The sequence below is a fragment of the Mediterraneibacter torques genome (genome assembly GCF_044591705.1).
Lineage (GTDB): Bacteria > Bacillota > Clostridia > Lachnospirales > Lachnospiraceae > Mediterraneibacter > Mediterraneibacter torques.
Genome location: NZ_CP172594.1, coordinates 1,085,218 through 1,100,879, shown reverse-complemented (window position 1 = coordinate 1,100,879; position 15,662 = coordinate 1,085,218). Strand labels below are relative to the sequence as shown.

Annotated in this window: 17 protein-coding genes; 15 read left to right on the top strand and 2 right to left on the bottom strand. The window is 39.9% G+C overall.

Features of this window, described 5'->3' with window-relative positions; genetic code table 11:
- The first annotated feature begins 38 nt into the window (after positions 1-38).
- Positions 39-518, top strand: a complete 480-nt coding sequence (rlmH, locus tag ACH9UM_RS05060) for a 23S rRNA (pseudouridine(1915)-N(3))-methyltransferase RlmH (protein ID WP_004847812.1) — start codon at positions 39-41, stop codon at positions 516-518.
- 11 nt (positions 519-529) lie between these two features.
- Here the strand turns inward: rlmH and ACH9UM_RS05055 are convergent, their stop codons facing one another.
- Positions 530-1,579, bottom strand: coding sequence for an FUSC family protein (locus tag ACH9UM_RS05055; RefSeq protein WP_004847813.1), 1,050 nt, complete (start codon positions 1,577-1,579; stop codon positions 530-532).
- A 365-nt stretch (positions 1,580-1,944) separates the two neighbouring features.
- Positions 1,945-3,120, bottom strand: a complete 1,176-nt coding sequence (locus ACH9UM_RS05050) for an IS110 family transposase (RefSeq protein ID WP_238094972.1) — start codon at positions 3,118-3,120, stop codon at positions 1,945-1,947.
- A gap of 303 nt (positions 3,121-3,423) precedes the next feature.
- Between ACH9UM_RS05050 and ACH9UM_RS05045 the strand changes: the two genes are divergently transcribed.
- From ACH9UM_RS05045 to miaB, 14 genes are all read left to right on the top strand, one after another.
- The gene (locus ACH9UM_RS05045) at positions 3,424-3,894 is read left to right on the top strand and encodes an NAD(P)H-dependent oxidoreductase subunit E (RefSeq protein ID WP_009242179.1); all 471 of its coding nucleotides are present in this window, start codon (positions 3,424-3,426) and stop codon (positions 3,892-3,894) included.
- A gap of 170 nt (positions 3,895-4,064) precedes the next feature.
- The gene (locus tag ACH9UM_RS05040) at positions 4,065-5,702 is read left to right on the top strand and encodes a transglutaminase domain-containing protein (RefSeq protein ID WP_004847836.1); all 1,638 of its coding nucleotides are present in this window, start codon (positions 4,065-4,067) and stop codon (positions 5,700-5,702) included.
- Between the two features lie 314 nt (positions 5,703-6,016).
- On the top strand, positions 6,017-7,399 hold the full coding sequence (locus ACH9UM_RS05035; protein ID WP_022003007.1) for an MATE family efflux transporter: 1,383 nt from the start codon (positions 6,017-6,019) through the stop codon (positions 7,397-7,399).
- 33 nt (positions 7,400-7,432) lie between these two features.
- The gene (locus ACH9UM_RS05030) at positions 7,433-7,729 is read left to right on the top strand and encodes a Dabb family protein (protein WP_004847834.1); all 297 of its coding nucleotides are present in this window, start codon (positions 7,433-7,435) and stop codon (positions 7,727-7,729) included.
- Between the two features lie 87 nt (positions 7,730-7,816).
- A complete protein-coding gene (locus tag ACH9UM_RS05025) occupies positions 7,817-8,104 on the top strand; it encodes a YabP/YqfC family sporulation protein (protein WP_009242176.1) in 288 nt (95 codons plus the stop codon).
- Entirely contained in the window at positions 8,101-9,351 is a 1,251-nt protein-coding gene (locus ACH9UM_RS05020; protein ID WP_009319801.1) for a sporulation protein YqfD, read from the top strand. The genes ACH9UM_RS05025 and ACH9UM_RS05020 overlap by 4 nt, the downstream gene beginning before the upstream one ends.
- A complete protein-coding gene (locus tag ACH9UM_RS05015) occupies positions 9,326-10,321 on the top strand; it encodes a PhoH family protein (protein ID WP_009242173.1) in 996 nt (331 codons plus the stop codon). The genes ACH9UM_RS05020 and ACH9UM_RS05015 overlap by 26 nt, the downstream gene beginning before the upstream one ends.
- Complete coding sequence (gene ybeY, locus ACH9UM_RS05010) at positions 10,318-10,812, top strand: rRNA maturation RNase YbeY (RefSeq protein ID WP_009242172.1); 495 nt, start codon at positions 10,318-10,320, stop codon at positions 10,810-10,812. Before ACH9UM_RS05015 ends, ybeY begins: the two co-directional genes overlap by 4 nt.
- A 42-nt stretch (positions 10,813-10,854) precedes the next feature.
- Positions 10,855-12,540 (top strand): polysaccharide biosynthesis protein, encoded by a 1,686-nt coding sequence (locus ACH9UM_RS05005; RefSeq protein WP_009242171.1) that lies wholly within the window; start codon positions 10,855-10,857, stop codon positions 12,538-12,540.
- Positions 12,541-12,600: 60 nt separating this feature from the next.
- Positions 12,601-12,999 carry a hypothetical protein gene (locus tag ACH9UM_RS05000; RefSeq protein ID WP_004847827.1) on the top strand — a complete coding sequence of 133 codons (399 nt, stop codon included), beginning with the start codon at positions 12,601-12,603 and terminating at the stop codon, positions 12,997-12,999.
- 135 nt (positions 13,000-13,134) lie between these two features.
- Entirely contained in the window at positions 13,135-13,356 is a 222-nt protein-coding gene (locus ACH9UM_RS04995) for a DUF896 domain-containing protein (protein ID WP_004847826.1), read from the top strand.
- Positions 13,334-13,918, top strand: coding sequence for a 5-formyltetrahydrofolate cyclo-ligase (locus ACH9UM_RS04990; protein ID WP_004847825.1), 585 nt, complete (start codon positions 13,334-13,336; stop codon positions 13,916-13,918). The genes ACH9UM_RS04995 and ACH9UM_RS04990 overlap by 23 nt, the downstream gene beginning before the upstream one ends.
- On the top strand, positions 13,888-14,070 hold the full coding sequence (locus ACH9UM_RS04985) for a DUF4250 domain-containing protein (protein ID WP_009242169.1): 183 nt from the start codon (positions 13,888-13,890) through the stop codon (positions 14,068-14,070). Before ACH9UM_RS04990 ends, ACH9UM_RS04985 begins: the two co-directional genes overlap by 31 nt.
- Before the next feature lie 18 nt (positions 14,071-14,088).
- Entirely contained in the window at positions 14,089-15,540 is a 1,452-nt protein-coding gene (miaB, locus tag ACH9UM_RS04980; RefSeq protein WP_004847823.1) for a tRNA (N6-isopentenyl adenosine(37)-C2)-methylthiotransferase MiaB, read from the top strand.
- The last annotated feature ends 122 nt before the right edge of the window (positions 15,541-15,662 follow it).

Below are 15,662 nucleotides of genomic sequence, written 5' to 3'. Positions count from 1 at the left end.
CGAAGGTTATATTGATTTATGGGGAATAAACAAAAAAGATGAAGATTACATTGATCACTGTAGGAAAGATAAAAGAAAAATATTTAAAAGATGCGATCGCGGAATATTCAAAAAGACTGAGTAAATATTGCAAATTGACTATCGTAGAAGTTGCGGATGAGAAAACGCCGGATCAGGCGAGCGAAACAGTAGAAGAAGCGATACGAACAAAAGAGGGAGAACGTATTTTAAAAGTTATAAAAGATGATATGTATGTGATCACTCTGGAAATCGGAGGAGCAATGCTTTCATCGGAAGAACTTTCTGCAAAGATTGAAAAACTCGGGATACAAGGGAAAAGCAGTATTGCATTTATAATCGGCGGTTCGATCGGTCTTGGAAAAACTGTGCTTGCAAGATCTGATTATGCTCTTAGTTTTTCCAAGATGACCTTCCCACATCAGTTGATGAGAGTGATTTTGCTGGAACAGATATATAGAAGTTATCGAATCATAAACGCAGAGCCGTACCATAAATAACAAACGGAAAATTATATTTTTGATTCAAGTTTTCGTTCTGTTACAGTGTGAAATATTTTTTCAAAACAAAGAGCGTACAAAGACCCGAAAATGTTTTGAGCGATTCTGAAAAATACGGCTTGCGGAAAACCGATGACACTGACGGCAATCATCATTGCTCCCAAAGAATTAAATACAGCCTGCCATCCATAGCTTGCGGAAAATCCGACTCCGATGCCTCCGACGATACCGACTACACTGTAAAGCCCGGCAGGAAGATGAGGAAAAATAAGGAAAAAGATCAGTCCTCCGAGCAGATTCCCGGGAATACGCCCGCATACATGCTTCTTAATATCTGTTCGAAACGGAAGCAGGACGGACATTGCGGCGATTCCTGCCCACATCGCTCTTGGAAGATTTAAGATCGAGGCGATAAAAATTACGCTTGAAACGGCAGAAGCCATTAAAAGCTGCCAACGGCTTCTGGAAGAATGAAGATTAAATTCGTTAAAAAGATCACGCAGTCCGCGTTTATATGTTTTCTTTCTATGATTGCGCCAGAAAACGACTCCTGTCAGTATAAATCCGAATAACATGGCAAAAAGGCGCATTGTATAGGCGCTTCCGGATGCATCATATCCAAAGAGAAGAAGATATCCGAGCACAAGGGTTGAATGATTGTAATAAATTACGTTGTGGCATCCCAGTACCATAAGAATCCATATGCATACAAAGTTTATAAGAAGTCCTCCGAATGCTCCCAACAGATTAGCCGCTTTCGGTCCGAATGTAAGAATAAGGAAAATAGCGGAAAGTGACAAAAGGCTTTGAGGAGCATGGATGCCCAAATCGACATTTCGGAATACAAGAATACAGAGAAGGATTACAACGCCTACGATACTGTTATCATTTCCGAAAATCATACTGTATGCAGTAACAAACGCAACACAGAATGCTACATTTATAAAAACTTTAAAGATATAAATAAAAAGATGATGTAGTTTTTCTTTTGGCGTTTTACAATTTTTAATAAGGGATTTTGATCCCGCCTGATTAAGCTGAAGTTCTTGATAAAATGTCATGCTGTTATTCACCTCGATTGAATTTCTGATAGTCAACGAGGCATTATACTAGCGGACACATACTTTGTCAATAAAAAATATCCGATTGTTATGGAAGCCTTGTAGCAGTTCGGTTCGCGCCATTCATAAAACCGCACTGCGTGCTTATTGTGGCGGGATATTCAAGAAAAATGAATAATGAGAAAACAGATGATGTATGAGAGGATAAAATTTTAAAGAAAGTCTAACTATTAAAAGTCAAGGTTAAAATGAAGATTTTTTGAGTAAATTGCAGAAATGCTTTTCAGATATATTTGAACCTTGAAAACTGCATGACAATAAGAGCATCTTTGCAGGTGCTCTAAAAGGAGATATGAAGTTAAATTTTATGCTGCTCTATGATAAAGCTGCCCTGACTTTTCTAGTTGGTAAATAACCCTGACCAGTTTCTTGGCAGCATGGGATATGGCAACATTATAGTGTTTGCCTTCGGAACGCTTCTTTGCAAGATAAGCAGAGAACTGATTATCCCAAATGCAGACAAATTTTGTCGCATTAAACAGCGCATAGCGGAGGTAACGGGAACCACGCTTTTCCATGTGAGAATAACAGCCGTCAAGCTGACCTGATTGGTAAGTAGAGGGAGAAAGTCCTGCATAGGCAAGTATCTTGTCAGGGGAACTAAAACGGTTGAAGTCGCCAATCTCAGCAATGATCATCGCACCCATTCGGTAATTGATACCGGGGATGGAAAGAATTGGAGAGCGGATTTCGTCCATAATGGATTTAATGGAGCATTCTATTTCATCAATCTCAGAAGTTAATTCCTGAATAAGCCGAATTGTGTGCTTTAGTTCAAGAGATTTTGCAGGCATATTTGAACCGATGGAATGTTTGGCGGCATTTCGGATTTCTATGGCTTTTTCCTTATTGTAGTGTCCCTTAGAAGCATTCGCCGGCAGATTTGTGAGGCGAGTCAGATGGCATGAAGCAATCTGAGCAGAAGAAGGAAACTCGGCTAAGAGTGCGTATATAGAAACCATGTGAAGACTAGGAACAAGTTTTTCCAGTTCAGGGAAAAGGATGTTAACAAGGCGTGAGATAGAAGTTTTCAGTTTTGCTCGTTCTTGTACTTTATCAAACCTGTATCTGGTTAATGACTTAAGCTCTTCGTTGTGATAAGATGTGTTTGAGTAGGACTGTAAGTTTACTCCAGACATCATCATAAGAGCAATCGTATGGGCATCCACTTTATCGGTTTTTGTCTGTCTAAGGCTAAGACTTTTACGAAACAGATTGGTATGCAAAGGGTTGATGACAAAGGTGGGGAGACCTTTATCAATGAGAAAACCTAACAGATTGTAATTGTAGTGTCCGGTAGCTTCCAGTCCTACTTTTACGTTAGAAAAATCATTTGTTAAGGAAGAAATCTTTTGAAAGAGGTCATGGAAACCATCCGCATTGTTTGGAATAGTAAATGCGTTAAAAAGCACTTCTCCTTCTGAGTTTGTGATAAAACAATCGTGTTTGTCTTTTGCAACATCAATACCAATATAAATCATGGCAAATCTCCTTTGAATATATTTGACACTGTTTTAGAACCACAGTTGCTCTTCGCAGTTGTGAACTCGTTCTAAATAAACCGTCATGCGGTATCTAACTGATTAACAATCAAGCAAAGAGACTGTGGCTGGACACTTTCTGAAACCATCAAAGTGGTAGAGAGGAAACACCAGTCCACAGCATCTTATATATCATAACCATACCTGTAGAAAAGGTAAAGAATGGTTATGATGGAAATAGCATACAGACCTTGGAGAGGGTCTATAAATACTACTACTTTATAATACGAGGTGAGGAAGAAAATGTCGGAACAAATAGAAGAAATTTTTGCCTACTATGGGAAACAACGGGATAAGAGCAGTCAGGAGATGGTTATTGCATTGTTGCGTGAGCTTCAGGAAGCAGAGGGGTGCATTACGCCGGAATTGAAGGTGCGGGTTATAGAGACGACAGAAATTACGGATAAATTTTTAAATTGTTTAATCAAAATGTATCCGAGTATAAAAGAGGCGAAGCAGGCTCATGAAATTATTGCATGCACAGGCGAGAGGTGCGGAAAGAAAGATGGAATGACGATCCTTCAAAATCTCAGACGAGAGCTGGGAATCAAAAAAGACGGGATTTCATCTGATGGACGATTTGAATTGCGGACACGAAATTGCCTGAAACAGTGCAGGACGTCGCCTAATATGTATATTGACAGAAAACTGTATTCCGGTGAACAGCTCAAAGATATAAAAACATTGCTGAATAATATCTGTAAAGAGAGATGAGGGATCGGATATATTGCCGGATGAAGAAAGGAATGCCAAAAGATCAGGTGCAAAAACAGCCTAAAATACAGAAAGAAAAGAGCATAAAAATGTTGAAATGCACAAAAAAATATGATATCTTGTAAAAGAATGTTGCAATGTAATGATATGTGCAGAAGAGGAAAAAGAATATGAAAAAAGCAAGACGGATAAAAGCAGGTGTTTTGGCATTTACGGCGGTAGTTTCGGTAGCGGTTACATCAGTGCCGGTATATGCAGTTGAGGACAGTCCCGTAGTTTATGATTTAAAGGCAGAGCAGAAAAACCAGGAAAACTTGGAGTATGATCAGGCTGCGTTGGATCTGCTTAAGTATTGTAATAAAGATGATTTTAAAACATGGGATCAGTCTCTGGCTCCGATGAACGATGCACAGGCACAGGAGATCAAAACATTTGTTGACGATCAGATCGTAAAAGGAGAGACGGAAGATTATAAAAAAGCAAGACTTATTTATGATTGGATTACAAAAAACGTACGGTATGCAGGATCAAATGATACAGATATCGGACTTGCTCCGTATGATGTGTTTACGAAGAAAGTGGCTGTGTGCGGAGGTTATTCAAATCTGTATAAAGCGATGCTTAATGCGGCAGGTATTCCGGCAATTTATGTTATCGGCTGGGCAGGCGGACAAGGTCATGCATGGAATCTCGTATATGCGGATGGAAAATGGTTTTATTCTGATACTACATGGGGAGTTTCCAATCCTAACTACTATTTTGCTCCGGATGTAAAAGATTTTTCGGGTTCTCATAAAACGCAGGATCTTGTGCAGGTTCGTTTGGAAGGAGCAAATAATACGCAGATCGGGTTTTCAAACGGTATTGCTGTAGTGGGAGTAAAAGACGGAATAACAGAGGTGAAGATACCGGAAAAATTTAATGATTTGGATATTGTATCTGTGTCATCCGACATTTTTAACAGTACGCTGAAAACATTAGATATTTCAAAAAGAGTTACCCATATCGATACACAGCTCGTATCTAATGCGGTTTCTTTACAGGAGATTCGTGTGGCAGAAGAAAATACGGCTTATGCTTCCGTGGATGGGGTGCTTTTTACAAAAGATTTAAAAGAGATCTTATGTTATCCTGCTGCAAGGACAGATGAGAGTTTTACACTTCCGAAAGAGACGGAAAAGTATGATGAGAAAGAGACTTTTGTATGCGAGAAGCTGAAAGATATTCATGTGGAAGAGGGAAACAGTAAGTATTCTTCCTATGACGGCTGTATATATAACAAAGAGAAAACGTTGCTTTTGACAATTCCGGAAGCAAAAACAGAAGTGAAAGTACCGGGAACGGTTGTGCTTGATAATACAACATTTGATTCAAGATCAAATATTACGAAGATAGAACTGGAGGAAGGTATTACGACGGTTATGCCATATGTATTCAACTATTGTACAGGCATTAAAGAATTATATCTTCCGGACAGTCTTGAATCTATTGAGGCGGATGCGTTTAACGGAGTGAATTTGAAGCAGGTTACGGTTTACGGAAACAGAGGTACATATGCAGAAGAGTTTGCGAAGAAAAACGGATGCACTTTTGTGGCAGATACTTCCGACTACAAAAAAGGTGATGTGGACTTGGATGGAAATGTCGCGATCGGAGATGTTCGTGTAGTATTGCGCAGCATATGTCAGAAGATAGAATTGAACGAGATGCAGGAGCTTGCGGCTGATGTGGAAAAAGACGATAAGGTAGATATAAAAGATCTGCGGAAAATCTTAAGATATGTGTGTGGTAAAATTGATTCGTTATAAAAGATATCGTGAATCAGATTTCATAAGTGAAACATAAGAGGCAGAAAAAATCCCCGTTTCGTTGAAAGTGATATGTCCCCTTCTAGGTAGACAGTTAAAATAATAAAACTGTTTATCGAGGAGGGGGAGCATATCAAAGACGGAGCGGGGATTAAATTTTTGTAATTGTTTTCATATGGAAATGATGTGTAGATGTGTATATGATATTTTTTGTAGATGTGTATATGATATTTTTTAGCTTGACACTTGAATTTTAAGAATTATAATGTTCTTTATGGTTAAAAACAAATAACGGAAAAGACAGGAGCTAAAAAATGGAACAGGATAAAGCGTTTTTAGGAAAAGAACCGATCGGAAAACTGCTTTTAAAACTGGCGCTTCCGACAGTTGCGGCGCAAATGATCAATATGCTGTATAATCTTGTTGACAGGATTTATATCGGACATATCCCAAATGTAGGAGTTTCCGCTCTCGCGGGAGTCGGAGTATGTATGCCTTTGATTATGCTTGTTTCGGCGTTTGCGGCCCTCGTCGGCTATGGCGGGTCTCCGCGGGTGTCGATTTATATGGGAAAGAAAGACAATGAAACAGCCGAAAAGATATTGGGAAACTGTTTTGCAATGCAGATAATAATATCTGCAATCCTGACAGCAGTGCTGCTTATATGGAGCAGAGATCTGCTTATGCTGTTTGGCGCGAGCAGAAAATCAATCGAGTATGCAGTCAGCTATATGAACATTTATGCAGTCGGTACGATCTTTGTAGAACTTACACTTGGCATGAATGCGTTTATTACAGCGCAGGGATTCGCAAAGACGGGAATGTTGTCTGTATTGATCGGTGCGATTTCCAATATCATACTTGATCCGATCTTTATATTTGGATTCGGAATGGGTGTCAAAGGAGCGGCTCTTGCCACGATTATATCGCAGGCATTGTCCTGTATTTGGGTAATCTCTTTCCTAATGGGAAGGAAAACGATGCTGAAGATCCGAAAAGAAAATTTGCTCCTTCGCCCGAAAATTATTTTTCCGTGTCTGGCATTGGGAGCGGCGACGTTCGTTATGCAGGCGAGCGAAAGTGTGATTTCTGTTTGCTTTAACGCTTCTTTACAAAGTTACGGAGGAGATATGGCAGTAAGCGCGATGGCGATTTTGACAAGTGTTATGCAGTTTGCACTGCTTCCCCTTCAAGGCCTCGGACAGGGTGCGCAGCCGATCATCAGTTATAATTACGGAGCGGGGAATGCAGGGCGTGTAAAAAGTGCGTTTAAGCTCTTGTTAAAAGTAAGTCTTTGTTATTCGACAATTTTATGGGGAGCGGTTATGCTTTTCCCGGATGTGTTTGCAGGAATGTTTACGACAGAAGCCGATTTGATCGTATTTACCCGTCCGGCGCTTCGTATTTATATGGCGGTTATGCTGATTTTCGGAATTCAGATGGCGTGTCAGATGACGTTTAATGCACTCGGAAGAGCTGTAGAGTCTATTGTGGTTGCCGTGATGCGTAAGTTTATTTTGCTCCTTCCACTGATTTACATAATGCCGCTGCTGTTTTCGTCAAATAAAACGATGGCTGTTTACCTTGCAGAACCGGCGGCAGATCTGCTGGCTGTGACGTTTACGGCGATCTTGTTTACAGTACGATTCAAGAAAGCGCTGCAAACAATGGAGAACAAAAAAATACAAGATACATAAAAAGCAGGAAAATATTAAGAAAGAGGTAGAAAAATGGTACATCATATTGTTATGTGGAAATTCAAACCGGAAATAGAAGAAAATAAAAAAGAAGAATTAAAAAAAGCTATGGAAGAAAATCTTACAGCTCTTGTAGGAAAAATCCCCGGACTTTTGACTCTTGAGTTTGTTGCTTGTCCGTTCGGATCGAGCACTCATGATATGGCTTTAGTCAGTACGTTTGAGAAGGAAGAAGATATTTCTGTTTACGCAAAACACCCGGCTCATGTAGCTGTTGCCGATACATATGTAAGGCCGTTTGTGACAGAGAGAGCATGTCTCGATTATTGATTGCCGATCAACGGAAATAAAGAAGAATAGGACAGAAAGTGCCGCACATATACTTGTTATAAAAGGCGTATGTGTGGCATTTTTTATATGGAAAAAGAACAGATTAAAAAGAAATTGGCATCGGCTGCAAGTATGCCGAAAGATGTTATTATGGGAGCTTCGGTTGTTACAGTTCTGGGAATGTCGGAAGTGTGTATTGAAAATTACAGCGGGATCACGGAGTATACAGACACTCTCGTACGTATAAGAACAAAACACGGACAGATACAGTTAAAAGGAAGTTGTTTGGAAATAGAGTTTTATACGAATGACGAAATGAAGATTACCGGTTCGATCAATTTGATTGAATTTCAGGAGGGGAGGAATCTCCGATGATTGAAAATGGAATGCGATATCTGCGGGGGTATGTAAAAATACAGATTCAGGGATATTCTCCTGAGCGTTTTTTGAATCTGTGTTCCTATCACCATATTTTAATCTGGGGATTGGCCTATGAAGATCACTGCTATGAACTTTGTATGAGTGTACGAGATTTTAAAAGGATCAGACCTTTTGCGAAAAAGACGCATACAAAAGTAAGGGTGAAAGAGAAATATGGATTTCCGTTTTCTCTTTATAATAATCGGAAGCGAAAGTTATTTTTTGCCGGTTTTATTATCTGTATTTTTTTACTGCAGATTTATTCAATGTTTATATGGGATATTCATTTTACGGGGAATGAGACGCGAACGGATGAAGCGTTGTCGTCTTTTTTAAGAGAGAAAGGTGTGTTTGCGGGGATGCTAAAAAAAGAGGCAGACTGCCGAAAAATCGTAAAAGAGATCAGGACGCAATATGATGACGTTGTATGGGTATCCGCATCACTGGACGGAAGCAGACTAAAAATTCAAATTAAAGAAAATGAAGATTCTTTCGAGAAGGAAGAAAAAAAGAAAGATGAGAACGCTGTAGATCTTGTCGCGTCTTCAGATGGGGTGATCACAAAAATTGTGACAAGAACAGGAACGCCTCAAGTTCATGTCGGTGATACAGTAAAAAAAGGAGATATTCTTGTCAGCGGACGAGTGGAGATCGTAAACGACAGTAAGGAAGTGATCGGCTATAAATACTGTCATGCCGATGCAGACATTTTTGCGGATACACAGATGGAGTACGAAGATGAATTATCGGCTTCATATGAGGAAAAAGTATATGATAAAAAAGAAAAACATCGTTTTTATGTGAAAGTTAAAGATACCCGGGTTTCCTTTGGAAGTGTAAAAATGAAACCGAACCGCTGTGAATTTATATCAAAAGAATACGGAGTAAAAGCAGGAAAAAATTTTTATCTTCCTTTTTCATATGGGATGGAAACCGTCCGTTCTTATCACTTGCGTGAAAAGATATATACAAAGGAAGAGATGAGGGCGGTTCTCAGTAAAGATTTTGAGCGATTTTGTAAAGATTTACAGAAAAAAGGTATTCAAATAAGAGAAAATAGTGTTAAAATACATCTGTATGAAAAATCTGCCAAAGCAATGGGTACTCTTTTTTTGAATGAGAGGATTACACAAGAGGCAGATACAGAAATAATAACGATCGAAAGGAAAGAAACAGATGAGTCTGTCGGAACTGATGATTGATATACCTGCAGAGCACGAGGCAAACGTGTTTGGGCAGTTTGATGCTTATGCAAAGAAACTAGAGAGAACATTTCATGTCACATTGATTGCAAGAGACGGAAGTATGAAGATTGTAGGAGAAAATACGGCTGCGGAAAAAACGCATCGTGTTCTCACTCAGCTTTTGGAATTATCACGGCGTGGAAATACTATTACGGAACAGAATGTGGATTATGCAATTTCACTTGTTTTTGAAGATCAGGAGGAGGGAATAGTGGAAATTGACCGGGATCTGATCTGTCATACTCTGCAGGGAAAACCGATCAAGCCTAAAACTCTCGGACAGAAAAAATATGTAGATTCTATAAGGGAAGGAATGATCACATTCGGACTTGGTCCGGCAGGAACAGGAAAAACATATTTGGCAATGGCAATGGCGATTACAGCATTTAAACGCAATGAGGTAAACAGGATCATATTGACAAGACCGGCAATCGAGGCAGGAGAAAAACTGGGATTTCTTCCGGGAGATCTTCAAAGTAAGATCGATCCGTACTTGCGTCCGTTATATGATGCTCTTTATCAGATCATGGGAGCGGAAAGTTTTTTGAAAAATTCAGAAAAAGGTCTGATTGAAGTTGCGCCTCTGGCATATATGCGAGGCAGAACGTTAGATAATGCATTTATTATTCTTGACGAGGCTCAGAATACGACACCGGCTCAGATGAAGATGTTTTTGACAAGAATCGGATTTGGATCAAAAGTTGTCATTACGGGAGATTCTACGCAGAAAGATCTTCCGGCAGGAACGGTTTCAGGTTTGGATGTAGCGGTAAAGGTTGTAAAAGATCTGGAAGGTGTAAGTATTTGCAGTTTGACAAGTAAAGATGTTGTTCGCCATCCGCTTGTGCAGAAGATTGTCCGTGCGTACGAAGAGTATGAGAAAAAGAATAATCCGAAAGGGAAAAACGGCAGGAGGAAAAAATCGTGAGTTTATTTATGGAAATAGAGACAGACAGAAAACTGCCGTTTGATGCAAGAAAAATTGCGGAGCTTGTAATCGAAACATCGCTTGATTATGTGAAATGTCCTTATGAAACAGAGGTCAGTCTTCTTCTTACAACGGATGAAGAGATTAAAGAAATAAACCGGATGCAGCGGCAGATTGACCGGGCAACGGATGTTTTGTCATTTCCTATGGCAGATTATGAGACACCGGGAGATTTTTCGCATTTGGATGAAGATGCCGGACTGTTTCATCCCGATACAGGAGAGCTGATGCTTGGGGATATTGTGATCTCTGTAGATAAAGTGTTTGAACAGGCAGAAGAATACGGACATTCGCTGCTTCGGGAATATGCATTTCTAATTGCGCACAGCATGCTTCATTTATTTGGTTACGATCATATGGAAGAAGTGGAAAGAAAAGAAATGGAGATGCATCAAAAAAAGATTATGGAACTTGTGAATATTACAAGATAAATGTTTTCAGGTTCGGGATCATTGGATAAAAGGAGAACAACTATGGGGGATACACAGGCAAATCAAAGAAAAAAAACAAGGGGAGAAGATTACATCGCTCAAGGGTCGATCCTGGCTGTGGCGGTTGTGATCACGAAGATTATCGGAGTTGTGTACCGTATCCCGCTGACAAACATATTAGGGGATGAGGGAAACGGTTTTTACGGATATGCTTATCAAGTATATGCGATTGCATTGATGCTTTCTTCATTAAGTCTTCCGACAGCAGTATCAAAACTTGTGTCGGTAAGGATGGCTGTCGGACAGAGGCGCAATGCGTTCCGCGTATTTTTATGTTCCCTTATATTTGCTGTTTCGGTAGGAATTATTATATCTCTTGCGATCTTTCTCGGAGCAGGAGCGATTTCGGAACATATGATGAAAGCGCCTTTCAGTGTTTACGCACTTAAAGTGCTGTCGCCGGGGCTTTTGATCGTTGCTGTTATGGCTGTTTTAAGAGGATATTTTCAGGGACTGGGAACGATGGTTCCGACAGCGGTATCGCAGATTATCGAACAGATCATCAATGCAGTTGTCAGTATTGTCGGAGCAAGCGTCCTTTTCGGAATGGGAAGTCGTGCGGGAGAGAAGGCGGGAGAAGAGCTGTTAGGTCCTGCTTATGGAGCGGCGGGAGGTACGCTTGGAACAGTAATCGGAGCCGCGGCGGGACTTTTGTTCTTGTTGTTTGTTCTTTGGATATTTAAAGGCGGAATACGCCGTCAGATTCAAAGGGATCATACAAAAGGAAAAGAAAGTTATTCTCATATTTTGAAGATTCTCGTTATGACGGCAATTCCCGTTATTTTCAGCACGGCGATTTACAACATCAACCAGATATTGGATCTTACCGTTTTTAATCATATTATGGATGCGCAAGGTTTTACAGAAAGTGAGTATATGGCTCTTCAGGGAATTTATACCGGAAAATATGATCCGCTTATTAACGTGCCGATGTCAATACCTTATGCCCTTAGCACATCGATCGTTCCTGCACTGACAACGGTTGTGATGGCAAGAAACAGGAAAAAGACACATTATCAGATAGATCAGACGCTTCGTTTAACAACGATCATAACGCTTCCAAGCTGTGTTGGATTTCTTGTACTGGCATCTCCGCTTATGGTGCTTCTATATAATGATGCGGGAAAAGTGCCGGCGCAGCTTTTAATGTTAGGTTCCGTAGTTATTATTTTGTACGGATGGTCTACAATTACAAATGCAGTTTTGCAAGGATTGAATTATTTATCTTCTCCGGCAAAAAACGCGGCAGCGGCATTGGTCGTTCATCTGGGAGCGCTTGTTTTAATGCTCACAGTGTTTAAATTGAATGTATATGCGCTCGTAGGAAGCAACATTGTATTTGCTGTTATTATGTGTGTTTTAAATCAAAGAAAAATACGTCAGGTATGCGGATTCAGAATCAATATACGAAGAACATTTGTAAAGCCGTTGATCGCTTCGGCGATTATGGGTGTTATAACGTATGCTGTTCATTTCGGACTTCACCGTCTGATCGGAGGAAGAGTTATCCCGACTGTTTTGGCAATTATCGTGGCAGTTATTGTTTATGGAGTCCTTATTTTAAAATTAGGAGCTCTTTCGGAGAAAGATATTCAGGCGCTTCCGATGGGAACACGGATATTGAGAGGATGTCAGGCGCTGAAATTGATGCCTCCAAGCGAAGAATAAAAAAATAAGTGAATAAATAAAAGAAAAAAGCTGATACTGTATAGAAAAGGGGTAGATTATATGAACTCAAAATACAGGATCGGCTTTTTGTGTGCGGGCGCGGCATTTTTCTTGTTTATAACGCTTGCATATAAAATGACATATGATTATACGATGGACAAGTATATGGAAAAGGTGAGTGAAAGAAACGAAGATGTACAAAAGGCAGACGGCATCGGAAAAACGGAAAGTATTGCGGCCGAAGGAGAGGCAGTAAAAGGCGGAGCAAAAAAGGGGTTTTATCTTAAGGAACTTCACGGATTTGTCGTCGTTTATCTTGAAGATAAAAAAACGATTTATGAATTTACCGAAATACCTCTGTCAGATCTTCCGGAAGAAGTGCGCCAGGAAATTGCACAGGGAAAGCAAATTGCAACTGCAGAAGAATTATATGCTTTTTTAGAAAATTATTCGAGTTGAAAAGCAAAACGGAAAAGGCCGGAATGATAAAAGCCGCAAAATGGCGATGGACGTAATCAAAGAAATAGTGTATAATACAGACCTGTAAAATAAGAAGTTATTATGGATAGAAGATAAAAAGTGAAAGGGATTATAATGGATCAACAGAAGATAGCAAGGATCAATGAATTATACAGAAAATCGAAAGCGGAAGGCCTGACTGAAGCAGAGAAAAAAGAACAGAAGATTTTAAGGACAGAATATATGGACTCGGTGAAGAGAAATTTAAGAAGTCAGCTCAATAATATCGACATTGAAGAAAAGGACGGAAGTGTGATCAATCTCGGAGAAAAATATGGAAACAAAAAGGGACATTAGAAAAATGATGACGGCGCTTCGTGCCGCAATGTCTGAAAAAGAAAGAGCAGAGGCGGGGCGCATCATCGCGGCGCGCCTTTTTTCTTCAAAGGTGTATGAAGACGCCGGCACAGTATGCTGCTATGCGTCTTTCGGAAGTGAAGTCCCTACGGAAGAAATTATAGAAGAATCGCTTAGAAGAGGAAAATGTGCTGCGGTTCCGAAAGTGACCGGAAAGCAAAAAATGAAGTTTGCCCTGATTCACAGTATGGCAGATTTAAAAGCGGGATTTCATGGGATACCGGAACCGGAATCATGGTGTCGGGAAATTCCAAAGTGTGGAAGCAAGCTGCTTGTAATCGTGCCCGGAGTTGTGTTTGACAGAGCGGGAAACCGAATCGGCTATGGCGGAGGATATTATGACTCATATTTGAAGCAGGCGGATTGCATAAAAGTCGGAGTGGCATTTGATTTTCAATGTGTGGAGCAGATTGTTCCGGAAGTGCATGACGTACCTGTAGATTATATTATTACGGAAAAGGAGATGATCACATGTCGGCAGGCTTGCCAAGAGATCCGGTGATGCTCTTAAGTGTTGTAAATACAAAATTAAGAGATTATTATTCGACGCTGGATGTGTTGTGTGAAGATATGCAGGTTGATAAACAAGAATTGATCGGTAAATTAGAGATGATCGATTATACATATGATGCAGGCAGTAATCAGTTTGTGTGAGTGGAATAAGAGGAAGTTATGGAAAATAAAACATTTATAACAGCAGATGCAGAGAGAAATATTCCGGTAACAGAGCCGGAAAGACAATATTATTTTATAGAGAAAGCGAAAGAAAAATTAACAAAGCTTAAGGAAGAGGAAAAAAGAGAATTTACATTTTGCGTTACAACATTCGGTTGTCAGATGAATGCGAGAGATTCGGAAAAGCTGGTTGGTATTTTGGAACAGATCGGATATGTAGAAGAACCGGATGAGGAAAAAGCAGATTTTGTTATTTATAATACGTGTACTGTTCGGGAAAATGCAAATCAACGTGTGTACGGTCGTTTAGGACAGTTAGGCAGGATTAAAAAAACGAATCCTCATATGATGATCGCTCTGTGCGGATGTATGATGCAGGAACCGGAGGTTGTGGAAAAACTGAAAAAAAGTTATCGGTTTGTAGATATTATTTTCGGAACGCATAATATATATAAATTCGCTGAGCTGATCGTCTCACGGATGAATTCAGGAAAAATGGTGATCGATATATGGAAAGATACCGACAAGATAGTAGAAGATCTGCCGAGTGAAAGGAAGTATCCGTTCAAGTCAGGAGTTAATATTATGTTCGGATGTAATAATTTCTGCAGTTATTGTATCGTTCCTTATGTAAGAGGTCGTGAAAGAAGCAGGGATCCGAAGGCAATCATAAGGGAAATCGAGCGCCTGGCAGAGGACGGTGTTGTAGAAGTAATGCTGCTTGGACAAAATGTCAATTCCTATGGGAAAACACTGGAGCATCCGATGACGTTTGCACAGCTTCTTCGAGAAATCGAGAAGATTGATAAAATTGAACGAATCCGTTTTATGACATCCCATCCAAAGGATCTTTCGGATGAACTGATCGAAGTGATGGCACAGTCAAAAAAAATCTGTCGTCATTTACATCTTCCTGTGCAGTCGGGAAGCACGCGCATATTAGAAAAAATGAACAGACGTTATACAAAAGAACATTATCTTAAACTTGTGGAAAAGCTTAGAAAGGCAATACCGGATATTTCACTGACAACGGATATTATTGTAGGTTTTCCCGGAGAGACGGAAGAAGATTTCCGGGAAACGCTGGATGTTGTGTGTAAAGTTCAATATGATAGTGCGTTCACATTTATCTATTCTAAGCGTACAGGAACGCCTGCGGCTGCTATGGAAGATCAGATATCGGATGATGTTGTAAAAGACCGGTTCGGACGTCTTCTTGAAGAAGTACAGACGATTTCGTCAAAAATGTGCTCAAGGCATGAAGGAACAGTTCAAAGAGTACTTGTAGAGTCTTGCAATGAGCATGACGAGAGGTTGATGACAGGTCGTCTGAGCAATAATCTGCTTGTACATTTCCCCGGAGATGAATCTATGATCGGTACGTTTGCGGATGTGAGTCTTGATGAATGCAAAGGCTTTTATTATATAGGAAAAATTGTAGGAAAATAAAAAAAGACGTAAGAACAAAGGTGACTATTCGTAAGAAACATCGGATAGTTGCCTTTTTGTTATTTTAAAAACTTTTTTGATTCATATTTTCGGGAGATGTACATATATTGTGTAAAGAGGTG